Below are 23,050 nucleotides of genomic sequence, written 5' to 3'. Positions count from 1 at the left end.
GGACGTGGGTATCCGGAACGGGGGATGTCAGGCGCGGGGGAGCTTGTGGTGCAGCGGATTTCGCGAGATCCGGGTCGTGGTCCGGGCAGGCGGCGCCGTCACCACGGCCGGTTCGTGCGCGGTGCGCGCGGTGGCGTCGAGCAATCGCGTCGCCGTCGAGCCGGTGTGCAGCAGCGCACCGCCGGTCATGCGCCGTCGCGCCGGAAGGGCACAGCCGGGACACGGCGCGACGTCGGGCACGGTCGCCATGGGGTGGGAACGGTCGAAGCTGCCACAGCTGCGGCAGCAGAATTCGTAGTAGGGCACGCGGCGCCTCCGTACCCGGGCCAGCCGCCCGGATTGTTTTCATTTGAAGGTATTTCGGTTGCCTACGATACAAAGCGCCCTGCGTCTCGATGGTGAAACTGCTGGATTAAGTGGGAGTTACGAGATCCGCCGAGGGTATCCGCCAGGTAAACCTTCAAATGAATTATATTCAGATGAAACTATTGACTCTATGGTCTGTTCTCGTTGGATCCCGGGGCCACGCCGGCCTCGACAGCTAGGAGAACGACACCATGAGCACAAGCACCCGCCTGCGGCGGTTTCAGGAGTGGGCAGCGCGCGACGACATCGAGGACTACTCGCTGCGGTACGCGCCGAAGTCCTTCCGTCGCTGGAGCCCGATGGCGTGCGCGGTGACCGCGCTGGGCGGCATCGCCTACCTCGCCGACTACTCCATCGGCGCGTCCATCGCCGTCACCCACGGCGCCTCCAGCGCCGTCATCGCGATCCTGGTGGCCGCGGTGACGATCTTCCTGACCGGCATCCCCATCGCCTACTACGCCGCCAAGTACAACCTGGACATGGATCTGCTCACCCGCGGCGCCGGATTCGGCTACTTCGGTTCCACGCTGACCAGCGTCATCTACGCCAGCTTCTGCTTCATCTTCTTCGCGCTGGAGGGCTCGATCATGGCGCAGGCCATGAAGCTGGCCTTCCACATCCCGCTGCCGCTGGGTTACGTGATCGGCTCACTGATCATCATTCCCCTTGTCCTGTACGGGATGTCGGCGCTCGCCAAGTTCCAGGTGTGGACCCAGCCGCTGTGGCTGATCCTGTTCGCGGCGCCACTGGTGGCCATCGCGATCGACGATCCGTCCGGCTTCTCCGGCTTCCTGTCCTGGGCCGGCGACGGCGGCACCGCGCGGGTGACCGCCGTCGGCGTGGGAGCCGGTGCGGGCGTGGCGCTTTCGCTCATCGCGCAGATCGGCGAACAGGTCGACTACCTGCGATTCATGCCGGAGAAGTCGGAGACCCCGGCCTGGCGGTGGTGGTCGGCGGTGCTGGCGGCCGGCCCCGGCTGGGTGATCCTCGGTGCGGCCAAACAGCTGTGCGGCGCCTTCCTGGCGTTCTACGTCGCCGGTCAGGTCGGCTTCACCCGCGCCACCGAACCCATCGAACAGTTCCTGGGCGGGTACGGCGCGCTGATCCACAGCCATGCCGCGGCGCTGGCCGTCGCGACCGTCATGGTGCTGCTCTCGCAGATCAAAATCAATGTGACGAACGCGTATTCGGGGTCGCTGTCCTGGTCCAACTTCTTCAGCCGGGTGCTGCACGTGCACCCCGGCCGGGTGGTGTGGCTGGCGCTGCACATCGGGATCGCGCTGGCGCTCATGCTCGGGAACATGTTCACGGTGCTGAACACGATCCTGGGGTTCTACTCGAACGTGGCCATCGCGTGGATCGGCGCGATCGTCGCGGACCTGGTGATCAACAAGGGCATCCTGAAGATCAGCCCGCCCTACATCGAGTTCAAGCGGGCCTACCTGTATCCGATCAACCCGGTGGGGTTCGTGTCCATGCTCGCCGGGTCGGCGCTGTCGATCGTGGCCTACTTCGGGGCGTTCGGCGCTTTCCTCGAGGCATGGTCGCCGTACCTGGCGCTGGCGGTGGCGGTGGTGCTGTCACCGATCATCGCCGTCGCCACCGGCGGCAAATACTATCTGGCACGGCCGAATCCGCTCCGTGAGGAGATCGAGAAGGAACCGTTGTGGGCCGGGCAGACCCTGCTCGACGTGGTCGACGGGAAGCGCTACGAACTGCCGGACATGGTGCACGACTGCCCCTTCCACGGCGGCCCGGTGTCCTCGCTGACCTGCACGCTCACCAAAGGCTGTGCCGAGCAGTGCCAATCACCGGCGTACACCGGCGGTGCGGTCGCGGCCGTCGATCTGGGCCTGGCACCGATGACTCAACCGGACAGCTCGGCCTGGACATCGAAACGGAGCAGGTCGGCGCCCGCCACATAGACCGGCTGGGTGGTGTGCGCGCCGCGCACCCGCACCTCGCCGCGCGGACCGTGATAGGTGACATGGGACGCGGTCGACTCGATGGCCCGCAGATCCAGGCTGCGGGCCTGCTCGGCGAGCGAGGCGAAAAGCAGCAGCCCCTCGTAACAGGATTCGCCGATATTGTTCAGCGCCGGAGCGAGCGTGCCGAAACGGCTCTCGTAGCGGCTGCTGAAGGCCATACTCTCCGCGGAGACCACGCTCTCGAAATAGCCCGAGGCGGTGAACAATCCGCGCGCACTGTCGGGGCCGCCCGCGTAGAGCACGTCCTCGCCGATCATCATGCTCAGCCGGATGCGGTGCTCATCGAGACCCGCCGCGGCGAACGCGCGATTGAAGGCCGCGCAGTCCGATCCCACCATGAACAACAGCACGCCCTGGGCGGGCGAGGCGGCGATGCGGCCGAGCGCCGCGGTGAAATCACGCCCGCCGAGTGGCACGAACGAGCAGCCGACCACATCGATATCGGTGGTCTTCGTGAATTCCACTGTGGCCCGGGCGGTTTCCCGGGGCCAGACGTAATCGTTGCCGATCACGCACCACCGGCGGATGCCCAGCTCGCGGCGCAACCAGCGCAGCGCCGGAAACAGTTGCTGCTCAGGGGTTTCCCCGACCATGTACACACCATCGGAACTCTCCCCACCCTCATAGAAGGTGGTGTAGACATACGGCACCCGGCCCGCGGTGTACGGCGTGATCACCTTGCGCGCATTGGACAGATGCCAGCCCACCACCCCGTCCACGAGGCCCCGGCCGACCATCTCGTCGATCCGCGCGGCCAGCAAGGGCAGTGGCAGCCCCGCGTCGACCGGATGCAAGCGGACCCGGCGATCCAGGATGCCGCCCGCCGCATTGATATCCTCCAGCGCGAGTTCGGCACACGCCTCGGCCGAGGGACCGAACATTCCGGCAGGCCCGCTGAGCGGCACCACCAGGGCAAGATCCACCGTGCTCCGAGCCCGATGATCACGAGCCTGATAATCCCGGATCGCCACGGGGAACCACCACCGTAGTGCTTGCAACTGAAAATGATTCGAACGGCGCTGTACAGTGCTTTTGTGGACGATAGCACCGCCCTGGCCGCCCTGGATGATCTGGCCCGACTCGTGCGGCGGGCATCACAGGAATTGGACCGGGCGATCGCCGCCTGCCTCGGGGAATCCTCGGTCGGCCGTTGGCATGTGCTGAATGCGGTGGCCGACGCCGAAGGACTGTCCATGTCGCAGCTGGCCGACGCCACGCTGCTCAACTCGGCCACGCTCACCCGGCTGATCGACGCGATGATCGCCGACAATCTGGTGCACCGCAAGGTCGATGCCGCCGACCGTCGCCGCGTGCTCGTCTTCCCTACGCGCCGAGGTCAATTGACACGCAAGGTGATGTCCGAGGCGCTCACCGCGAGCGGTCTCACCCAGCTTGCCGGCGGCGTCTCGTTGACGAAATCCCTTACCGCGCTGGTCGATCGGATAGCAATGACCGAACCGGCGCCGCTGTAGGTCGCGGCGCCGGTCCCGGATGTTTCCATCACCGTGCGAGTTGCAATATCAGCGTCGCGGCGGCGGGAGCCAGGTACAGCAGCGGGAACGGCGTGGTCTTGTACGAGTGGGCGCGAATGGTGGTCGCCGCCGCGCCCAGGAAATAGAGGATCAAGCCGATGGCGGCGGCCACCCCGATCGCCGGGATGAAGAAGCCGACCACCAGGCCCAGCGCCCCCGCCGATTTGGCCAGCGCCAGCGGATTCCACCAGGTCTGCGGCACCCCGTACTCCCGCAGTGGTTCGACCACGAACTGCTGCTTGGTGAACAGCGAATAACCCGAGAATCCGACCCACAGGGCAGCGACGATTCCGACTACGTGGTAGGCGATGTTCATGGGAGTTCGTTCCTTTCGAGGCTGCGCGCACCGGGTTGTGATACGCGATTACCTGAATGACGGACTCCGGGGCAGGAGTGTGACACACGGTCCGGAACCGGCTATTCGATGAGCCTGCGCAGCAGCACCAGCGCCGCCGAAACCTGCTGCTGCTCGGCCTGATCCATCCGGTCGGCGATCAGTTCGGCGATATGCCCGGAACCCGCCTCACGGCGCTCGGCCAGCAGGGTGCGACCGGCATCGGTGAGCCCGAGCAGTTTGCGGCGCAGATCGGCGGTATCGGCGGTCTTGTGCACCAGGCCGCGCTCGATCAGGGCGGCGACCGCGACATTGACCGACTGGTGCCGGATCTTGTCGGCGCGGGCCAGATCGGCCACGGTCGCCGTGCCCTCCCGGTCCAGGCGCTTCAGGATCGATACCTGCGTCAGCGAGACCTCCCGGCTCGGCGAGGCCGACCGCATCCGGCGCACGAGGGCGCCGACCACGTCCTGTAGTTCGTCAGCGAGGTCCGCTGGGTCACTTGTCCGATTGCTCACAACTCATTAAAGTACAGGAAGACTGCGCAGTTGGACTGCATGTATTTCGGAGGGAGGACCGGCTGATGGCGAACGAGAATCTGGTCGCCGGTGAATTGACGGTCGACGGACAGCCACGCACCTACGCGGTACGGGCGGCGGATCGTCCGGGTACACCGCTGGTGCTGGTGCTGCACGGCAACCAGTCGGAGCTGGACGAGCCCAACCTGACCGACTGGAGCGGCTTCGCCGAGCGGGCCGCCGACTGGGGCATCACCGTCGTCTACCCCCACGGGCAGGGTGGCTGCTGGGCCGACGGCCGCGGCACCACCACCGCCGACGTGGCGGGCGTGGACGATGTGGCCTTCCTGCGTGCGCTGATCGAACACTGCGCCGAACGCTACGGGACCGATCCCGAACGCACGCTGGTGGCGGGAATCTCCAATGGCGCGTTCATGGCTCACCGCATCGCATTGGAAGCGAGCGATCGGGTGCCGGTGTTCGCGGCGGTCGCAGGCGGTCTCCCCGCCGATCTGTCCGGGCTGCGGCCGGCCTGCGCCGTATCTGCGATCCTCATCAACGGCGACGCCGATCTCGGCGTGCCGATCGAGGGCGGCTACTCGCGCCGTCACGGGCCGAACGGCGAACTACGCGGCCGCACACTGGGTTTGACGGAATCGGCCGCACAGTGGCGGGCGTTCGACGACTGCCCGGAGACCGGTGAAACGGTGACCACCGAGCAATCGCGCCGCTTCACCTCCGGTCCCGGCGCCGGCGGCACCCGCGTCGTCGACTGGACGGTATTCGGCGGTGGCCACACCTGGCCCGGCATCCCGATCCCCGGCGAATGGGCGGACTACCCGGGCTTCGCCGTATCACTGGAATTCCATGCGACCGAAGAGATCTGGCGATTCGCGGAGCCACTGCTGATACCCGCCGATGCACGCAAGCTGTAACGACCACCGACTCTCCAGCCCCGAAAAGCTGTAAAAGACACGTAGACAGGAAGATTCACATGGCACTGCTCGGCAAAGTTCTCCGCAACCGGCGGGCGGGTGAAGCCCAGATGGCCTGGAACCTGCCCGAGCTGGCGGCCGCCGGCGAGCTCGAGGTCACCAGCGCCGACTTCGCGCACGAGACCACCCTGCCGCTGATCCACGCGGGTAAGCGCGCCGGCGGTCAGGACGAGTCGCCCGCGCTGGCCTGGACCGCACCCCCGGCCGGAACCGCCCAATTGCTACTCGTGGTCGAGGACCCCGACGCCCCGACGGCGCAGCCCTTCGTGCACTGCGTCGCGCTCCTGGACCCGGCCTGCACGGCACTGCCGCGCGGTGCGCTGCGTGCCGAGTCCGCGCCGACCGGCGTTCGCCTGCTCCGCTCGGGCTGGGGTCGCGAGTACATGGGCCCGTCCCCGGTCAAGGGTCACGGACCACACCGATACGCCTTCCAGCTCTTCGCTCTCACCACCCCGATCACCGAAGTGGGCGGTAAGAGCCCGGAAGAAGCGAAACCCCGCGACGTGCTGGCCGCCGCGCGTGCCCACGCCCGTGGCCGCATCGACGGATTCTACGAGCGTCCCTGAGCCGGTGGCCCCGGCCGCGACGGTTGACGCGGCTGGGGATCCGGCGCATGGTGGGCCGATGAGCGAAGCTGGTGGGCCGACCGATGCCGGGGCCCGGGCCGGGGTGAAGCTGACCAGTCTCGACAGCCCGCTGTTCGACGGGGCGGAGGCGTCCAAAGGCGATCTCATCGACTATCTGGAGGCGGTGGGGGAGCGGCTGGTACGGCAGTTGCGGGACCGGCCGCTGTCCGTGGTGCGCGTGCGGCCCGGGCAGGAACCCTTCATGCAGAAGAACCTGCCCAAGTACACGCCGGACTGGGTGCAGCGCAAGACGATCTGGGCGGAGAGCTCGAAACGTGAAGTGACGTACGCACTCTGCGACGATGTGCGCACCCTGCTCTGGTTCGGCAACCAGCGCGCCGTGGAATACCACGTCACGTTGCTGCTGGCCGAGGGCCTGGCCGACTATTCCGGCAGCCCGACCCATCTGGTGCTGGATATCGACCCCGCACCGGACCAGCCCTTCCGTCAGGTGGTGGACGCCGCCGAACTGATCCGCCGGGCGCTGGCCGCCGACGGCCTCGCCGGCGCGGTGAAGACCAGCGGCTCCAAAGGCGTGCACATCTTCGTCCCCGTCGTGCCCGGCATCAACCTGGAGGACGCCGCGGCCGCCACCCGCGCCATCGCCGCGCGTGCCGAACGCCTCGACCCCGCCCTCGCGACCACCGCCTTCATCCGGGAAGACCGCGGCGGCAAGGTATTCCTGGACTCGACGCGGGCAGGCGGCGCCACCGTGGTGGCCGCCTACAGCCCGCGCATCCGCCCCGGCGCGACGGTGTCCTTCCCCGTCAGCTGGGCAGACCTACCCGCCATCGACCCGCACGACTTCACAATCCGCACGGCCGCAAAGGAACTCGGCGACCGCGACCCCTGGACCGAGCACATGCCCGCGCCCCAGGCGCTCCCCGAAGACCTGATCGCCGAGGGCCACACCATCCCCGTCGCCCGCGTACAAGCCATGCACGAGGGCAAGCGCCGCGCCAAAGCCCGCCGCGAACCCTGAACCGCCGCAGCAGAACTCTGAAACCCTGAACCAACGCGGCAGCACTCTGAAACCCTGAACCAACGCGGCAGCACTCTGAAACCCTGAACCAACGCGGCCGAACGCTGAAGCGCGCCAGCCGAACCCTGAAGCGCGCCGGCCGAACCCGGAAGAGCGTCGGCCGCACCCGGAAGCTGGCCAGGGCGCACCAGGAGGACGCAGCATCCGACGTCAGCCGTGGATCGGGTGCCGGGTCAGTAGCTGTTCGGCCGCGTCGTATTGATACTGCTGTTCAGCCGTGGATCGGGTGCCGAGTGAGCAGCCGTTCCGCTGCGTCGTATTCGTAGAGCTCGGCGTAGCGGCCCCAGTCGACCGCGATCCGGAGTTGTTGCCGTGCTGCGTCTTCGGTGAAGCCTCGGCGTAGCAGGTCGAGGAACAGGCCGTCGCGGACCTGTTCGCCCGGGGCGCTGGTGAGCGCGTGGTCGATGGCGCCGACCAGTGGCGCCTTCGCGCGAGCCAGGCGCGCGAAAATCGCCTTGGCGGTATCGATATCGGCCTCGGTGAAGAGCCTGCCGTCGAGGGTCAGGTCGAGATCGCCGTCGGCGGCGGTGGCCAGGCCGAGCAGGGTGGCCGCATCCACCAGGGGCATCAGGTCGTCGAGTTCGAAACGCAGCCCGGCGGCCAGATCTGGCAGGTCGGCGCGACCACCGGTGGCGGCCACCAGATCCAGCATGCCGCCGATGCCGTCCACGCTCGCATCCGGCAGCGGCCGAGTGGTGGGGGTCGGCGTGATGGACGCGTGGTCACCGTCGAACGGCGAGTCGGTGAGCATGCGATAAGCCTGATCCACCAGCTGCTGGAAGTGCGCGCCGCGGGGATCCCGCGGGTGTTCGAGACCGATCCGGATCTCACCCTTGATGCGGCCGGGATTGTTGTCCAGCACCAGGATTCGGTCCGCCAGCAGCACCGCCTCCTCGATATTGTGGGTGACCATCAGCATGGTCTTGGTGGGGAACGCGGTCTCACCCCACAAGCGCATGAGCTCGCCGCGCAGGTTCTCCGCGGTGAGCACGTCCAGCGCCGAGAACGGCTCGTCCATGAGCAGCACTTCCGGCTGCACCACCAGGGCGCGCGCGAAGCCGACCCGCTGCCGCATACCGCCGGAAAGCTCCTTGGGATAAGCGTTCTCGAAACCGTCGAGACCGATCATGTCGATGGCATCGGTGACGCGTTCACCGCGCTCGTACGCCGGCATCCCCTGTGCGCGCAGCCCGAGTTCGACATTCTCCCGCACCGTCAGCCAGGGCAGCAGCGCGAAGGTCTGGAAGACCATGGCGGTACCGGCGGACGGTTCGGTGATCTCGGCGCTGCGCAGCCGCGCGGTACCGGCCGAGGGCCGCACCAGACCGGCGATGATCCGCAGCAGAGTCGACTTGCCGGAGCCGGATTTCCCGAGCAGCGCAACGATTTCCCCTTCGCGCAGCTCCAGGCAGACATCGGAGAGCACAGGCAGTTGCTCCCCGGAGGGGTTGGTGAAGTTCTTGGTGACACGATCCACGGTGATGACCGGAGCGGACATGGTAGTTCTCCCTACATCAATGACAAGCGCGCGAGGCGCTGAAATACACACGAGCGCGAGGCGCTGAATTACACGAGCGCGAAACGTTTTTCGGCCTGCACCTGCAGCCGTCGCCACACCAGCCGGTTGATGGCCACCGTGACCACGCTCATGACGAAGGTGCCCAGCAGCACCTTGGCGAAGTCACCGGCGGCGGTGGCATTGGTGATGTACGCGCCGAGCCCGAACGCCTCGAGATGGGTGTGCCCCGATTCGACGACCTCGCCGACCAGCGTCGCGTTCCACGCCCCGCCGAAGGCGGTGATGGCGCCGACCACATACCCGGGCGCGATCGCGGGCAGTATCAACGACTTCCAGCGCTGCAGGCCGTGCACGCCCAGATCGTCCATGGCCTCCCGCAGATCGGTGGGAATCTGCCCGGCCGCGGCGATCACATTGAACAGCACGTACCACTGCGCACCCAGCGCCATCAGTACGGTGCCGCCGATATTCAGCGAGACACCCGTGTAGGTGAGCGCCGCGATCACGAAGATGTACAGGAACTGCGCCGGGAAACTGGCCAGCACCTGCACCACCGGCTGCGCGAACCGGCAGACCCGCGGATTCATGCCGATCCACACGCCGATCGGCACCCACACCACCGTGGACACCACCAGCAGCACGATCACGCGGAGCAGGCTGGCCAGGCCCATGAGGGTGGTGGGCCCGAATTCCGCGAAGCCGACGGTTCTTTCGAAGTAGGCGGCCAGCGTCCAGGTCCCCCAGGCCAGCGCCGCGAACAACAATCCGAAGAAGATCGCGTCACCGGTGCGGCTGTCGCGCCGGTCGTCGTACGCGGACCGCGTGCTGTGCCCGAACACCCGCATGACCCGGTCGAGGCCCTCACCGACCGGCCGCAGCAGCCGCGCGGTCCGGCCCGGCAGCGTGGAGCGCCGCAGCAGGTCGAGCACCAGACTCCGTGGCGCCAGCGCACTTTCGGTGTTCTCCACCCGGAAGCGCTCCGACCATGCCGTGAACGGCCGCCAGAACAGGACATTCACCAGCACGATGGTGATCACCATGACCGCCGCGCCCAGCATGAGATCCCCGACCTGCGCATCGGCGGTGGCGGCGGCGATGAAACTGCCCATGCCGGGCAGTGCCTGATCATTACCCGCGACCGTGATCACCTCGGACGAGGCGAGCATGAACCACGCGCCGCCGAAACTCATCATGCCGTTCCAGATCATCGGCACCATAGCGGTCGGCACCTCCAGCCGCCACAGCCGCTGCCAGCGGGTCAGCCGCATCATGCGCGCCGCGTCATCGAGCTCCCGGGGCATATTGCGCAGTGCCTGGTAGTAGGCGAAGGTCATGTTCCACGCCTGCGCGGTGAAGATGGCGAAGATGCACGCCGCCTCGGCACCCAGGTACGAGCCGCGGAACAGGGCCACGAACGCCGTCACCGTGATCGAGACCAGCGCCAGCACCGGTACCGACTGCAGCACGTCGAGCATGGGCACGAGCACCTTCTCGGCGCGCCGCGACCGCGCCGCCCACTGTCCCACGATCAACGTGAACACAATGGACGCGAGCAGCCCGAGGAACATGCGCAGCGTGGTCCGCGCCGCGTAGTACGGCAGGTTCGACGGATCGGTGGAAACGGTGTCCTGCCCGGTGTCCGGCGTCCAGGGCACCGTCATATCGCGGAACAGCCTGAGCACCACGATGATCAGTACGGCGGCCGCGCCGATCAGCAGGTAGTCCGTCGCGCGGAGCCGGTTGCGGACGGCCGGCCTGTCCGGAGTCGTCTTGGGGCTGTTCGGGATTGCGATGTCGAGTGTCATCAGTCGTTCGCCTCCGGACCGGGCGGGGCGGTCATGACGTTGTAGTAGTGGACGGCCGACGCGATCAGCGCGGGCACGCCGATGATCAGGTTGAACACGACCACGCCCATACCGGCGCCGGCGACCGCGCCTGCGAGACAGCCGACGATCGTGCCCAGCGGCCCGGCGGTCGCCGTGCCGAGGGCACCGGTGAATACACAACCCAGCGGCCCGCCGACGATCGCGCCCAGCAGCGTGCCCACCGCGAGTGCGACGGTGAGCTCGTTGTTGACATTGGCCATGGCCGTGTTCATCCGATCCTCGGGGGTATCGGAGATGTGCTGCGCCAGCAGGATCGGCTGGGTGGCGCGGGCCTCGGCGTCGAGTTGCGCCGTCCGGCTGCGTTCTTCCGTGGTGGCGGGCCGGCCCAGGTCGGTGCGCGGGGTGAGGGTCGCGGTGGTCCCGTCCACCTGCGCGTCGACCGGGAAAACGGTGTCCTGCCGGATGATCGTCAGCGGGATCGCCGTGAGCGTCACGCCGTCCGGATCGGTGATGCGGAGCTGATTTCCGGCGACCCGGAGCGACCCGGCATCGGTGTGCAGCACCACCGACCGGCCTTCGATCCGCGCCTGTCCGTCGATGGCAGCGGCGGGGGTGGCGGCTTCGGCGGGACCGGTGTGTTCCGGCGGCTCGGCCAGGCCGACGGCATGGCCCGCCAGGGCGGTGGTGGTGATCGTCGCGGTGGCGAGCGCGAGCATACGAATTCTCATCTTTTATGCCTCGTGTGATCGCTGCCCGAATTGTATTCAGGGCAGCACGAATTTACCGATCGGCACTGTGGCGCCTACGGTGATGAATTTTTCTCGCGAAATTCCGCTGTCGTTCCGGAATTGCGCATGCGTGTATTCCGATGAGCACGCTGGGAGGAAGGCCCGTGGATCATGAGATGGGCAGACACCCCTCTCGTCAGAGCTTCGGCACTGTACGACGTATCGCTATGAACGGAAGCCACCTTGGATAACCCCTTAATCCGGGGAAATCTGTCCTAACCTTGGGCGTCTCTCGACGTCGTCAGATCAGTGGCCTGTGTTCGTACAGGAGCCTCGCCTATCGAGGTGCAATACCCAACGTAGTAAAGGCCCCGTAAAAAGTCAAAAGGCTTCTTTTCGGCGCATCTTCGATACGTCGCCTACTCTGGTCGGCGTGGTGAGAGCAGTATCGGCAGCGGCAGGGATCGCCCTGATCGGGGTGGCGATAGCGGGCTGCGGGCATGCGGGCCGGCCGGCCGCCGCGCCGACGACCACGAGCGCCGGGCCGATCGCGCCCTCCCCGAACACGGTCGGGCTCTGCGGCGCGCTCTCCGACTCCGATGTCGCACAGGCGACGGGAGTGCAAGGCCTGCAGCGCGTTGCGGTCAATCCGTTCAGCTGTAGCTGGCAGCCGGACGGCGGCGGCGATTACACCGTGATCTTCCACTGGTTCCGTGGCGCCGGGCTCGACGCGCGCCGCGATCAGATCACCGACAGCACACCGGCCACGGTGACGGTGGGCGGCCGATCCGGGCTGATGTGGACCTCCGCGCAATCGTGCGAGGTGGGCGTGCCCTTCGGCGGCACCGACTTCATCGATTGGTCCATCAAGGCGAACACTGCCGAAAACAGCCGCCCACAGCCGTGTTCGGCGCTCCAGCAGCTGGCCGCGGAGACCTTGACGAAGGCGGGGCAGGGGTAATGCGCAGGGCCCGGACGAGTTTGGCGCTGGCCGTGGCCGCGGTGGCCGGCATGGTGACGCTGTCGGGATGCACGCAGCATTCCGGGGATTCGGCGGTGCGGCAGTCGGTCGACCCCAATCTGCTGGCCGGGTGCGGTCCGATCGAGGATCAGAAGATCGCGCAGATCATCGGTGTGACCGGTCTGAAACAGCAGAGCCAGCCCACCATCTGCAATTGGACCGGCCGGAATTCGGCCGGCGCCCCCGTCGATGTCACCTATGCCTGGCTGCAGAACGACACCATGGGCCGCGAGGCCGACGTGGCCGGGCAGTCCGGTTATCAGATCGAACGAGTGGTCGTGCGGCACTTCTCGGGTATGTACTGGCACGACCCCGGCAATCCGGGCAGCTGCGCGGTCACGGTGGCCGATACCGGAACCGTCACCTGGTGGGTGCAGAACCGCGACCGGTCCGCGCAACCGGATCCGTGCGCCGCGGCAATGACTTTGGCCGAGGCCACCCTCGCGGTGGACGGCGTCTGACGGTCTGCTGCAACCTGTTTCAGCCTTTTTCCGGGCCGTCTCAGTGCTTGAGAAACGTTGCAGCGATGTTCCAGAACATGTTCTGGTCCACCGCGTGGAAATCCCAGGTCTCCGTGAGGCTGTGCGTGGCGGTCACGATCGCCGGGATGTCGAAGTCGTGACGGCTGGCCGTGCCCTTGGCCTCGACGGCGGTGATGACGAAGGCGGTGGCGGTTTCTGCGGTGTGGGGCATATGCGAGCTCCAATCGAGTACCGGGCCGGGTAGGTCGTGCGGGGCGGTGCGGGCGGTGCAGGGCATTTCCGGTGGTGCAGGGCATTTCCGGTGGTGTGAAGTGCACTGGTGACGCAAAGTGGAACAGCCGTGCGGGGCGATGCGTGGCCACGGACATCGTCGGCCGCGCCACGCATCTGAACGCCGTGACGCGCTTCGCGGCCGGCGCGTCACTGGCGTTTCCGTCCAGTTTTGTTTCGGCGAGTGACGCAGGGGAGTTCCGAAAACGCCAACTCGGTCGAAGGGGCGCCAAACTCTTGCTGGGGAGTTGCCCAAATACCGTACGGTAGGTGCCTTTTGGGGGTGCAACCGGGGTCGGATCACTCAGGAAACGTCGCGTCCGCGCCACCTGTGCACCGCCCGGCGGAGGCTCGCGGGATCGGCGTAACCGAGGAATTCCGCCTGCTGAGCGCGTGGAAGATGTTCCGCCCGGCGCAATCTCCGCTGCCGCGCCAGATCGAGTTCGCGGCGCCAGCTGGTGCCGTGCTCGGTGAGCCGCCGCTGTAATGATCTAGGTGAGGTCAGCAACCGTCTTGCCACCACCTCCAGCGTCGCCGAACCCTCCGTCAGTGTCGCATCGAGCGCCGCGCCCAACCGGTCCAGCCACGTCACCTCGGACTCCGGGGTCGCGGGCAGAGTTGCCGCGTAGGACAGCAGAATTGCCGTCAACTCCGGATCCGCGGACTTCATCGGCAGCGCCAGATCCGCTGCCCGCAAGGTGATGCTGTCCGAGCCGGACCCGAAATCGATTGCGGTGGCGCCGAACAACTCGGTGAAGGCGGTGCGTGACGCCGGGGCCGCCTGCCGGAACGAAACCCGCGTCGGCACCAGCGGATACCGCGTCGCGCCGCGCGCCCGGCCGATGATGAGCGCGAATGCGGCCTGCACCAGCAACTCTCGTCCGCGGCCCTCCTCGGTGAAGCCGAGTACCTCATAGCAGACCTCATGCTCGGTCCGCTCGGCAATCCGCAAACTGTAACTCGTTGTCAGGCAGCCGGAATGGCGTACACACGCGTCGAGCGCACCGCCGAGTGTCTCGCCGGACAGGAACAGGTACTCCAGGAGCCCGAATTCGCCGATGGTGCTCTCGTCCGCGGCGCGCAGCGCGATATCCGGATTACCGGTCTGCTGTTCCAGCAGCTCCCACACGCGGGTGCAGTAGCGATGCGACACCCGTGCGGACTCACCGCCCTCCCGCCAATTCGGCACGCCCGCAAGCCGGGCCAGCCGATCGGGATCCAGGCCCAGCCGGGCCGCGCGCTCGAGCGCGAAGCGCGCCATGAGAATGCTGTCGGTCAATTCCGATCGAGTGTTCACGATCGGTGCATCACCGAACGGGCCGGTGCAGCGGTGCCGGAACCTGGGCCTGCGTGCGCCGCCGGGCATCCGCGAGCTCGCGGCTCCAGCTGGTGCCCGCCGCCGCCAGCCGGCGTTGCAGCGTCCGCGGACTGGTGTGCAGTCGCTTGGCCATCTCGTCGATCGCGCACTCCGTGCCGGCCGAATCCAGCTCGGCGGCAACCAGATCCGACCATGCGCGGGCGGGCGGGGTCCGCCGGGGCATGGCGTCCGCGCCCCGCCGCAGCACGGCCGCCAGTCGCGGGTCGGCGGTCTGCATCGGCCGCCGCAGATCGTCGGATCGCAGTGTCAGAGTATTCGCGTCGGCCTCGAAATCGACTGCCGCGGTGCCGAAGAACTCGGTGAACGGGGTGTGCCGACGCGGCGGCGGCTGCCGGAAGGCAACCTTGGCCGCCGCTATGGGCGCCTTGCTCCCGTGCCGGACCCGCGAGAGCATGAAGGCGAAACTCGCCTGCGCCGCCAGCTCCGCGCCCCGCGTCTGCTCGGTGACGCTGCGCACGGCGAAGGTGGTCTCGCGCTCGGACTCCGCCAGTACCGTCCACTGCCGCGAATCGCTCAGCCGGCCACCGAATTCCCCCGCCGCCCGGAACCCCTCGCCGACGGTGTGCGCGGTGGCTACCAGATAGTCGATCATGCCCAATTCCCCCGTCCCATATCGCTCGGCCGCGCGCAGCCCCACGTGCGGTGCGCCGATGCGATGTTCGAACAACTCCCACAGCCGTTGATAGACCCGGCCCGGCACGCTCGCCTGCGGCCCGTCCAGCGCCCAATGCCCGGCACCCGCCGCCCGGGCGAGCTCGACCGGATCCAGGCCCGCCGCCCGCATCCGGGTCAGTACGAAACGCGGTAGCAGCACGCTATCCGACGTCGACATGGTCGACTCCCCTCGGTAATCGGCCGGGCTCCGCATCCAGCAGTTCGAGATGACGTTTGCGGGCCCGATCCACCTCGAGCCGCCAGGTGGTGCCGGATTCGGCCAGCCGGCGTTGCAGCGTGCGCGGACTGGTGAAAAGCCGGCGCGCCGCCTGATCCAGGGCCGGCTCGGAGTCACGGTCCTGCAGCACGGCCAGCACATCGGCCACCCGATCGGGCCATTCGGTGGTGCGCGGCGGCGGTGGCGGCATATTGGCGGCATGCCGCAGCAGCACCCGGGCCAGCATGGGATCGGCCGTCACCTGCGGCAATTCGAAATCGTCCGGCCGGAAGGCGATCTCGTCCACCGGTGCGCCGAAGTCGATGCGGGCCGTGCCGAAGAAATCGGCGAAGCCGTGCCGCGTGCGCGGCGCGGGCTGGCGGAACGCCACCCGCAGCGGATCGATGGGTCGCCCCGTCATCTGGCGGATCCTGGCGATCAGCACGCCCAGCACGGCTTGCGCGCCGAGTTCCCGGCCCCGCCCTTCCCCATTGATGGTGTAGAGCTCGAAGGCCGCCTCGGCATCGGTCACCGCACCGGCCTCGAAGCGATAGTTGGTGGTCGCGGTCCCGACATAGGGGCCCGCCACCGCGAGCCCGGCGCCGAGCGTATCGGCGGTGGAGACCAGATAGTCGACCAGGCCGAACTCGCCGACCCGATAGCCGGCGACCACCCGCAAGGTCGTATCCGGATCTCCGGCTTCACGTTCCAGCAGTTCCCACAATCGCAGGAAGTACTCGCTGGGAACACGGGCCTCGGTATCGGCGAGCAGCCAGGACGGCATCCCGGCCGCGCGCGCCAGGCGGATCGGGTCGATCCCCGCCGAGGCCGCGCGAGACAGGATGAACCTGGGCATCAGAACGGTGTCGGAGGTGTGCACAAGAGAATGTTGCGGCGAATTCCCGCCGGAAAACCGGGAATTCGCCGAAGTGTGAGACCCGCTACCTTGCCCGATCGGCGCGGCGAGCCGCCCGCGCGTTCCTCCGGGTCAGCGCGCAGGCATTCTCCCGGGCGTCAGAGCCGCAGGAATGTTGCTGCGATACCCCAGAATCTGCCCTGGTCCACCACGTGAAAATCCCATGTCCCCGAGAGACTGTGGGTCGCGGTGACGATGCCGGGCACGTCGAAGTCCTCGTGTGAGGCAGTGCCCTTGGCTTCCAGGGCTTCGATGACGTAGGCGGTGGCGGTTTCCACGGTGTGGACCACGCTGGGGCTCCGTTCGGTCGTAGGGACTCGCTGATTACGGCTGTTTTTCGGGTATGACTTCCTCGTAGCGGTACTCGGTGGGAATGGGCGTGCCGGCCGCATGCGCCTGCTCTTCGCGCCGGCGTAGGTCGACCCGGCGGATCTTGCCGGAGATGGTCTTGGGTAGCTCCGCGAACTCCAGCCGCCGCACCCGCAGATACGGGGCCAGGTGATCCCGCGCGTATTCCAGGATGGCGCGGGCCGTTTCATGATCCGGCTCCCAGCCCGCGGCGAGCGACACGTACGCCTTGGGCACGCTGAGCCTCGTGGCGTCCGGCTGCGGCACCACCGCCGCCTCCACCACGGCCGGATGCTCGATGAGCACGCTCTCCAGCTCGAACGGCGAAACCTTGTAATCCGAGGACTTGAACACGTCGTCGGTCCGGCCGATATAGGTGATGTAGCCGTCCGCGTCGCGGCTCGCCACATCGCCGGTGTGGTAGTAGCCGCCGTCCATGACCGCGGCATTGCGCTCCGGATCGCCGAGATAACCGGTCATCAGATTGACCGGCGCCGCACCGAGATCCAGGCAGATCTCGCCCTCCTCGGCCGGCTCCCCGGAAATCGGATCCACCAGCACCACCGGTACGCCCGGCGCGGGCCGGCCCATGGAACCCGGCTTGATCGGCTGACCGGGCGAATTGCCCACCTGTAGCGTGGTTTCCGTCTGCCCGAAGCCGTCCCGGATGGTCAGCCCCCACGCCTTCTCCACCTGCGTGATCACATCCGGATTGAGCGGCTCACCGGCGCCGAGGATCTCCCGTAAGCCGGCCGGACGCTCGCCCAGATCGGCCTGAATCAGCATGCGCCACACCGTCGGCGGCGCGCAGAACGTGTTCACCTCGGCCCGGCGTAACTGGTGCAGCAGCGCCGCGGCGTCGAAACGCGTGTAGTTGTAGATGAAGATGGTGGCCTCGGCCAGCCACGGCGCGAAGAAACAACTCCAGGCGTGCTTGGCCCAGCCCGGCGCACTGATCGCCAGATGCACATCACCGGGCCGGCTACCGATCCAATACATGGTGGTCAAATGTCCGACCGGATAACTGATCTGGGAGTGCTCCACCATCTTCGGCTTGCTGGTGGTGCCAGAGGTGAAATAGACCAGTAAGGGATCGCCGACCTCGGTGACCGCCGTGAACGGGCCCGCCGACGCCACGGCCGCCGCCTCGCGATAGTCGTGCCAGCCGGATAACGGCCCGCCCACCACGATTCGCGTGTACTCGCCCGGCACCTCGTCGAACTTGGCGGTATCGGCGGCATTGGCGATCACGAAACGCGCTCCGCCACGCTCGATCCGGTCGATCAGGTCCGCCGCACCCAGCGCGCCGGTGGTCGGCATGATGACCGCGCCCAGCTTCGCCACCGCCAGCATGGACTCCCATAGCTCGGCCTGATTGCCGAGCATGAGCATGACCCGATCACCCTTGCCGACGCCGAGCCCGGATAGCCAGATCGCCACCCGATCGGAGCGGGATGCCATGTCGGCGAAGCTGATCCGCTGTTCGCGGCCGTCCTCCTCGACGATCCATAACGCCGGGCGGTCATTGCCGCGGGCAATCACATCGAACCAGTCGGTGGCCCAGTTGAATTCGCCCGTCAGCCGCGGCCAGGAGAAATCACGCAACGCGGCCTCGTAGTCGGTGGCGGCCGCGATCAGCTGATCGCGCGCGGCCCGATAAGCCGCGGTATTGCTGCTGGTCATGCGTCCTCCCGGGGCAGGCCGAGCAGCTGCGCCGCCAGCTCGCGCATCTCGACCTTGCGGATCTTGCCGGTCACCGTCATCGGGAACTCGTCGACTAAGTGCACATAGCGCGGAATCTTGAAACGTGCGAGTTGGCCGGTGCAGAACTCGCGCAGCGAGTCGGCGGTGAGTTCCTGCGCGCCCTCGCGCAACCGGATCCACGCCATCAGCTCTTCACCGTATTTCTCATCGGGCACCCCGATCACCTGAGCATCCAGAATGTCCGGGTGTGTGTAGAGGAACTCCTCGATCTCCCGCGGATAGATGTTCTCGCCGCCGCGGATCACCATGTCCTTGATGCGGCCGGTGATGGCGATATAGCCGTCCTCGTCCATGGTGGCCAGGTCGCCGGTGTGCATCCAGCGCGCGGTATCGATGGCCTCCGCGGTCTTGGCGGGCTCCTCCCAATAGCCGAGCATCACCGAATAGCCGCGGGTGCACAGCTCACCGGGCTCGCCGCGCGACACGGTCAGACCGGTCACCGGATCGACGATCTTGATCTCGATATGCGGCCCGGCGCGGCCGACTGTGGCGGTGCGCTGCACCAGGGTGTCGTCGGCCCGGGTCTGCGTGGAAACCGGGCTGGTCTCGGTCATTCCGTAGCAGATGCTCACCTCGCGCATGCCCATGCGCTCGATAACCTGCTTCATCACCTCGACCGGGCACGGCGACCCGGCCATGATCCCGGTACGTAGTGACGACAGGTCATAGGACTCGAAATTCGGGTCGGCCAGCTCGGCGATGAACATGGTCGGCACACCATACAGCGAGGTGCAGCGTTCCGCGGCAACGGCTTCCAGCGTGGCGCGCGGATCGAAGGCCGGGCCCGGAATGATCATGGCGGCCCCGTGACTGGTGGCGGCCAAATTGCCCATGACCATGCCGAAACAGTGGTAAAAGGGGACCGGAATACAGATGCGGTCCTGCTCGGTGTACCCGCACAGCTCGCCGACGAAATAGCCGTTGTTCAGGATATTGTGATGACTGAGTGTGGCGCCCTTCGGGAAACCCGTTGTGCCCGAAGTGTATTGGATATTGATCGGATCGTCGGGGGACAGGCCCGCCTGCGCGAGCGCCAGCTGCTCGATATCGCCGGCGCGACCCGTGTCGAACAAGGCCCGCCACTCCGGACCGTTCAATAACACCACTTGCTCGAGGTCCGGGCAATCCGGCCGCACCTCCGCGATCATGGCCGCGTAATCCGAGGTCTTGAAAACCGGCGCGGACACCAGCAGCCGAATCCCGGCCTGCCGCAGCACATACCGCAACTCATGCGACCGATAGGCCGGATTGATATTGACCAGGATCGCGCCGATCTTCGCCGTCGCGTACTGGGTCAGCGTCCACTCCGGGCAATTGGGCGCCCAGATCCCCACCCGATCGTCCTTGCCGATGCCCGCCGCCAGCAGACCCAGCGCCAGCGCGTCCACCTCCGCCACGAACTCGCGATAGGTCCACCGGGTGCCGGTCCCGTAATCGATCAAGGCGTCCCGATCCGGGAACGCGGCCACCGTGCGATCCAGGTTCGCGCCGATGGTGTCGCCGAGCAGCGGTGCGTTCCAGACCCCGAAGGTATAGCTCGCCGACCGGAGCCGGCCCGTACGTGTGCTCACATGGATAGGATCTACATCACACTTCGATCCCGACTACCCCCGGAAAGGGGTAACCCGATGTCCCCCGATGGCCTGCTGCGCCCGCGTGACGGCGATGCACTGCGGGCCGAACTGCGCAAGATGGCCGCCCTCTCCAAACTGCCCGTCGTCTTCGGCGGCGAGGTGCACAGCGGCACGCTGGTACTGAGCGAGTTCGTCGGCACCCGCACCAACGGCATGCGCGGCCTCGCCGTCGCACCCAGCTCCGGACTCGGCGGCGCCGCGGTCGCGACCGGCACACCGCGTTCGGTAGCCGACTACCGCTCGGCCTCGACCATCACCCACCACTACGACGCACCCGTCCTCGGCGAAGGACTGCGCGCGGTGGTCGCGGTGCCGGTGGTGGTGGAAGGACAAGCGCGGGCCGTGCTGTACGTGGCCAACCGGGAGAGCGCGCCCATCGGGGACCGCATTGCCGAGGCGATGGTGGAGGCCGGGAAACGGCTCAGCATCGAACTCGCCATTCGCGACGAGGTCGACCGGCGGGTTCGGCTGCAGACCGCGCGCGACGCCGCCGTGGGCGCGGACGTGCTCGCTGTCGCGGATGGCATTGCGACGGAACAGCTTCGGGATCTGCACGCCGAACTGCGGGGCATCACCCAGGACGTATCCGACGCTCATGCCCGGGCCCGCCTGCGCGAGGTCTCGGACAAACTGGCGCGCCTGGTCTCGGGCGTGAACGCCCCTGACAGTGCGGTGAACCTCGCGCCGCGGGAACTCGACGTGCTGGCGCAGGTGGCCCTCGGCTGCACCAATGGCGAAGCGGCGGTGAGGCTTTCGCTCCGTATCGAAACAGTGAAGAGCTACCTGCGCAGCGCCATGATCAAACTAGGGGCCCACACCCGCCACGAAGCCGTGGTGCGGGCCCGCCGTTTGGGTTTGCTGCCTTGATGATTCGCTAATCCGCGTGCAGGTAGCGGATGGATTCGCCACCCTTGGTGTGGTGGAGTTTGCCGAAGCGGCTGTCCAGTAGATGTGCCATGCTCTCCGCGGCGCCGATGTATGCCTCTTCCGCGGTAGGGGCCTTGAAATTGGTTGCCACCGGCGGCTGCCCCTTGGGGCGCGCTTCCAGGCTGCAGCGCTTGTCCTCGGATCCGCCCTTGTGGCCGTTCACATCGGTGATGTGGGCTTCTACCCGGGTGAGTTGATCGGAGAACCTGTCCAGGACCGCGGCGATGTCGTCCTGTGCCTTTTCGATGAGCGGCGCACCGCCACCGATGTGCTTGTCGGCGAAGACCTGGATTTGCATGGCGTCTCCAATCTCTCTCGGGATTGCCGAGAACTTGCTGACACCGTTGACACTACCTGTTTTCCGACATTTCGGTAGGTCGTAAACCTCACTCCTACAAGGCGTAGTTGGCCGGTAATGTGGTGATCAGGAGTGCTTGCTCGCCAGATCCAGCACGGCGAGCGCGAGCTGCTCGGCCGCGTCCGGGTGGCCCATGGCGCGAGCCGCGGCGGAAACCGCTGCGCGCGTATCGGTCTCGGTGAGCAATTCGAAGAGCGCGGTGCGCAGATTGTCCACCGTCGCATCCGCGCCCACCAGCGCGCGAGCGGCATTGGCATCGGCCAGGATTCGGGCATTGCGAATCTGCTCGCCGCCCGCCGAATGCGGGTAGGGGATCAGCACCGAGGGCTTACCGAGCGTGGTCAGTTCCGCGAGAGTGCCTGCGCCGGAACGCGATATCACCACATCCGCGAGCGCCAGCACATCGGGCAGCTCGGCGCCGAGGAAGGCGCGCACCAGGTACCGGCCACGCAGCTCGGCGGGCAGCGCCGCGGCCTGCTCCGAGACCTGATCGTAAGAACGGGGTCCGCACTGGTGAATCACGTTCGCGGCGCGCAGCAATTCCGGCAGCAGTTCGTGCACCAGTTCATTGATCTGCGCCGCGCCCTGCGCGCCACCGGTGACATAGACCGTGGGCAGTTCCGCGTTGTAGCCGTCCCACTCGAGCGCCTTGACGGCGCCGGCCGGGTCGCCGCTCGCGAGTGCCGGGCGAATGGGGTTGCCGGTGACCAGCGCCCGATCGCGCACCTTGGCCGGCAGCAGGTCCACCGACGCGTCCGAGCTCAATGCGATGCGATCGGCCATCCGGGCCAGCAGCAGATTGGCCTTGCCGAGGCCGGTGGTCTGCTCGTGGATGACCAGCGGGCGCCGGCGCAACGCCGCGGCCATGCCGATCGGCGCGCACACGTACCCGCCGGTGCACAGCACGGCATCCGGCCGGAACCGCCGCACCACACCCTGGGCGACGAGCACGCTGATCGGGACGCGCAGCGCGTCCCGGGCATTGTCGGCATTGAGCATCTTCAGCGGATTGCGATCCCGCCGCAGCTTGCCCGCCTTGATGCCGGTGAAGGGAATGTCGTTCTCGCCCGCGACCCGCTGTTCCAGGCTGTCGGGTACGCCCACCCACAGGATCTCCGCCTCGGCCCCGGCGGCGGCCGCCAGATCGCGCAGCGTGCGCGCGGCCGCGACCGCCGGATAGGTGTGGCCGCCGGTGCCGCCGCCGGCGACGATCACGCGGACCCGGCCGCGCGCGCCGATGCGCTGCAGGATCGAGTCGCGGTCGAGGGCGGAATCGGGCATGGGTGAGCCTCCTGGAAACGGTCCGGTGCGCCGGGCGACGCCATGGCACAGGCTAACCCGGAACGTCCGGCCCCGGCCGCGCCAGTCGCCCCGTGCCGACCGCCCCGCGTGAGCAATGGCAGCCGTGTGGCGGCACCGCGTGGCCCCTCTTCGCCTGTCAGTGTCGACCGACCGGGCGTAATGGGTAAATTGTCGGTATTTCTGAAATTCATTCAGCCACAGGGTAATTCAGCGATGGATTTAGACCGCTCGGTACTGGTAGGGACTTAGGTAACCGATTCAGTGGAATTCATTGCTCCAAAATCCGGTGGCTGACAGGATGATTT

The 23,050-nt window shown here is 67.2% G+C and carries 24 protein-coding genes and 1 riboswitch; of the genes, 8 read left to right on the top strand and 16 right to left on the bottom strand.

Annotated features, from left to right (window positions below; all coding sequences use genetic code 11):
* Positions 1-27: 27 nt before the first annotated feature.
* Entirely contained in the window at positions 28-306 is a 279-nt protein-coding gene (locus ACIP5Y_RS11915) for an FmdB family zinc ribbon protein (protein ID WP_400349773.1), read from the bottom strand.
* 251 nt (positions 307-557) lie between these two features.
* Here ACIP5Y_RS11915 and ACIP5Y_RS11910 point away from each other — a divergent pair, with 251 nt between their 5' ends.
* Positions 558-2,291, top strand: a complete 1,734-nt coding sequence (locus ACIP5Y_RS11910; protein ID WP_400349772.1) for a purine-cytosine permease family protein — start codon at positions 558-560, stop codon at positions 2,289-2,291.
* Here ACIP5Y_RS11910 and ACIP5Y_RS11905 read toward each other — a convergent pair.
* Positions 2,234-3,277: a substrate-binding domain-containing protein gene (locus tag ACIP5Y_RS11905; protein WP_400349771.1), complete on the bottom strand. Its 1,044-nt coding sequence runs from the start codon at positions 3,275-3,277 to the stop codon at positions 2,234-2,236. The two genes, ACIP5Y_RS11910 and ACIP5Y_RS11905, sit on opposite strands and share 58 nt — an antisense overlap.
* A gap of 111 nt (positions 3,278-3,388) precedes the next feature.
* On the opposite strand from ACIP5Y_RS11905, the gene ACIP5Y_RS11900 reads away from it, so the two are divergent.
* Positions 3,389-3,826 (top strand): MarR family winged helix-turn-helix transcriptional regulator, encoded by a 438-nt coding sequence (locus tag ACIP5Y_RS11900; protein ID WP_400349770.1) that lies wholly within the window; start codon positions 3,389-3,391, stop codon positions 3,824-3,826.
* Positions 3,827-3,854: 28 nt separating this feature from the next.
* Here the strand turns inward: ACIP5Y_RS11900 and ACIP5Y_RS11895 are convergent, their stop codons facing one another.
* The gene (locus ACIP5Y_RS11895) at positions 3,855-4,202 is read right to left on the bottom strand and encodes a DoxX family protein (protein ID WP_400349769.1); all 348 of its coding nucleotides are present in this window, start codon (positions 4,200-4,202) and stop codon (positions 3,855-3,857) included.
* Positions 4,203-4,303: 101 nt separating this feature from the next.
* The gene (locus ACIP5Y_RS11890) at positions 4,304-4,738 is read right to left on the bottom strand and encodes a MarR family winged helix-turn-helix transcriptional regulator (protein ID WP_400349768.1); all 435 of its coding nucleotides are present in this window, start codon (positions 4,736-4,738) and stop codon (positions 4,304-4,306) included.
* Between the two features lie 65 nt (positions 4,739-4,803).
* Between ACIP5Y_RS11890 and ACIP5Y_RS11885 the strand changes: the two genes are divergently transcribed.
* From ACIP5Y_RS11885 to ACIP5Y_RS11875, 3 genes are read left to right on the top strand one after another with little or no spacing between them, the layout of a single operon-like run.
* The gene (locus tag ACIP5Y_RS11885) at positions 4,804-5,673 is read left to right on the top strand and encodes an alpha/beta hydrolase family esterase (protein ID WP_400349767.1); all 870 of its coding nucleotides are present in this window, start codon (positions 4,804-4,806) and stop codon (positions 5,671-5,673) included.
* 59 nt (positions 5,674-5,732) lie between these two features.
* Positions 5,733-6,299, top strand: coding sequence for a YbhB/YbcL family Raf kinase inhibitor-like protein (locus tag ACIP5Y_RS11880; RefSeq protein ID WP_400349766.1), 567 nt, complete (start codon positions 5,733-5,735; stop codon positions 6,297-6,299).
* Positions 6,300-6,357: 58 nt separating this feature from the next.
* Positions 6,358-7,341, top strand: coding sequence for a DNA polymerase domain-containing protein (locus ACIP5Y_RS11875; RefSeq protein WP_400349765.1), 984 nt, complete (start codon positions 6,358-6,360; stop codon positions 7,339-7,341).
* A 271-nt stretch (positions 7,342-7,612) separates the two neighbouring features.
* Here the strand turns inward: ACIP5Y_RS11875 and ACIP5Y_RS11870 are convergent, their stop codons facing one another.
* The 3 genes from ACIP5Y_RS11870 to ACIP5Y_RS11860 form a co-directional block, all read right to left on the bottom strand.
* The gene (locus tag ACIP5Y_RS11870; RefSeq protein WP_400349764.1) at positions 7,613-8,899 is read right to left on the bottom strand and encodes a nitrate/sulfonate/bicarbonate ABC transporter ATP-binding protein; all 1,287 of its coding nucleotides are present in this window, start codon (positions 8,897-8,899) and stop codon (positions 7,613-7,615) included.
* 68 nt (positions 8,900-8,967) lie between these two features.
* Positions 8,968-10,725 (bottom strand): ABC transporter permease, encoded by a 1,758-nt coding sequence (locus tag ACIP5Y_RS11865; protein WP_400349763.1) that lies wholly within the window; start codon positions 10,723-10,725, stop codon positions 8,968-8,970.
* Complete coding sequence (locus ACIP5Y_RS11860) at positions 10,725-11,474, bottom strand: hypothetical protein (protein WP_400349762.1); 750 nt, start codon at positions 11,472-11,474, stop codon at positions 10,725-10,727. Before ACIP5Y_RS11860 ends, ACIP5Y_RS11865 begins: the two co-directional genes overlap by 1 nt.
* Positions 11,475-11,655: 181 nt before the next feature.
* Positions 11,656-11,826, bottom strand: a riboswitch (M-box (ykoK) riboswitch).
* Positions 11,827-11,907: 81 nt separating this feature from the next.
* Between ACIP5Y_RS11860 and ACIP5Y_RS11855 the strand changes: the two genes are divergently transcribed.
* Both ACIP5Y_RS11855 and ACIP5Y_RS11850 read left to right on the top strand, forming a co-directional pair.
* Entirely contained in the window at positions 11,908-12,435 is a 528-nt protein-coding gene (locus tag ACIP5Y_RS11855) for a DUF3558 domain-containing protein (protein WP_400349761.1), read from the top strand.
* Positions 12,435-12,956 carry a DUF3558 domain-containing protein gene (locus ACIP5Y_RS11850; protein ID WP_400349760.1) on the top strand — a complete coding sequence of 174 codons (522 nt, stop codon included), beginning with the start codon at positions 12,435-12,437 and terminating at the stop codon, positions 12,954-12,956. The genes ACIP5Y_RS11855 and ACIP5Y_RS11850 overlap by 1 nt, the downstream gene beginning before the upstream one ends.
* 40 nt (positions 12,957-12,996) lie before the next feature.
* Here ACIP5Y_RS11850 and ACIP5Y_RS11845 read toward each other — a convergent pair whose 3' ends face one another.
* From ACIP5Y_RS11845 to ACIP5Y_RS11815, 7 genes are all read right to left on the bottom strand, one after another.
* Positions 12,997-13,188 (bottom strand): hypothetical protein, encoded by a 192-nt coding sequence (locus ACIP5Y_RS11845; RefSeq protein ID WP_400349759.1) that lies wholly within the window; start codon positions 13,186-13,188, stop codon positions 12,997-12,999.
* Between the two features lie 363 nt (positions 13,189-13,551).
* Positions 13,552-14,544 carry an AraC family transcriptional regulator ligand-binding domain-containing protein gene (locus tag ACIP5Y_RS11840; RefSeq protein ID WP_400349758.1) on the bottom strand — a complete coding sequence of 331 codons (993 nt, stop codon included), beginning with the start codon at positions 14,542-14,544 and terminating at the stop codon, positions 13,552-13,554.
* A 10-nt stretch (positions 14,545-14,554) separates the two neighbouring features.
* Positions 14,555-15,457, bottom strand: a complete 903-nt coding sequence (locus ACIP5Y_RS11835) for an AraC family transcriptional regulator ligand-binding domain-containing protein (RefSeq protein ID WP_400349757.1) — start codon at positions 15,455-15,457, stop codon at positions 14,555-14,557.
* A complete protein-coding gene (locus tag ACIP5Y_RS11830; protein WP_400349756.1) occupies positions 15,441-16,352 on the bottom strand; it encodes an AraC family transcriptional regulator ligand-binding domain-containing protein in 912 nt (303 codons plus the stop codon). Before ACIP5Y_RS11830 ends, ACIP5Y_RS11835 begins: the two co-directional genes overlap by 17 nt.
* A gap of 158 nt (positions 16,353-16,510) precedes the next feature.
* Positions 16,511-16,702: a hypothetical protein gene (locus tag ACIP5Y_RS11825; RefSeq protein WP_400349755.1), complete on the bottom strand. Its 192-nt coding sequence runs from the start codon at positions 16,700-16,702 to the stop codon at positions 16,511-16,513.
* Between the two features lie 34 nt (positions 16,703-16,736).
* On the bottom strand, positions 16,737-18,443 hold the full coding sequence (locus tag ACIP5Y_RS11820; RefSeq protein WP_400349754.1) for an AMP-binding protein: 1,707 nt from the start codon (positions 18,441-18,443) through the stop codon (positions 16,737-16,739).
* A complete protein-coding gene (locus ACIP5Y_RS11815; RefSeq protein WP_400349753.1) occupies positions 18,440-20,095 on the bottom strand; it encodes an AMP-binding protein in 1,656 nt (551 codons plus the stop codon). Before ACIP5Y_RS11815 ends, ACIP5Y_RS11820 begins: the two co-directional genes overlap by 4 nt.
* A gap of 57 nt (positions 20,096-20,152) precedes the next feature.
* Between ACIP5Y_RS11815 and ACIP5Y_RS11810 the strand changes: the two genes are divergently transcribed.
* Entirely contained in the window at positions 20,153-21,025 is an 873-nt protein-coding gene (locus ACIP5Y_RS11810) for a response regulator transcription factor (RefSeq protein ID WP_400349752.1), read from the top strand.
* Positions 21,026-21,032: 7 nt separating this feature from the next.
* On the opposite strand, the gene ACIP5Y_RS11805 is transcribed toward ACIP5Y_RS11810, so the two are convergent.
* On the bottom strand, positions 21,033-21,383 hold the full coding sequence (locus tag ACIP5Y_RS11805) for a ribosomal subunit interface protein (RefSeq protein ID WP_400349751.1): 351 nt from the start codon (positions 21,381-21,383) through the stop codon (positions 21,033-21,035).
* Positions 21,384-21,509: 126 nt separating this feature from the next.
* Positions 21,510-22,724, bottom strand: a complete 1,215-nt coding sequence (locus tag ACIP5Y_RS11800; protein WP_400349750.1) for a UDP-N-acetylglucosamine--N-acetylmuramyl-(pentapeptide) pyrophosphoryl-undecaprenol N-acetylglucosamine transferase — start codon at positions 22,722-22,724, stop codon at positions 21,510-21,512.
* Positions 22,725-23,050: the final 326 nt, after the last annotated feature.

Source organism: Nocardia sp. NPDC088792 (genome assembly GCF_044750615.1).
Taxonomy (GTDB): domain Bacteria; phylum Actinomycetota; class Actinomycetes; order Mycobacteriales; family Mycobacteriaceae; genus Nocardia.
This window is presented reverse-complemented; position numbering and strand designations above follow the sequence as displayed.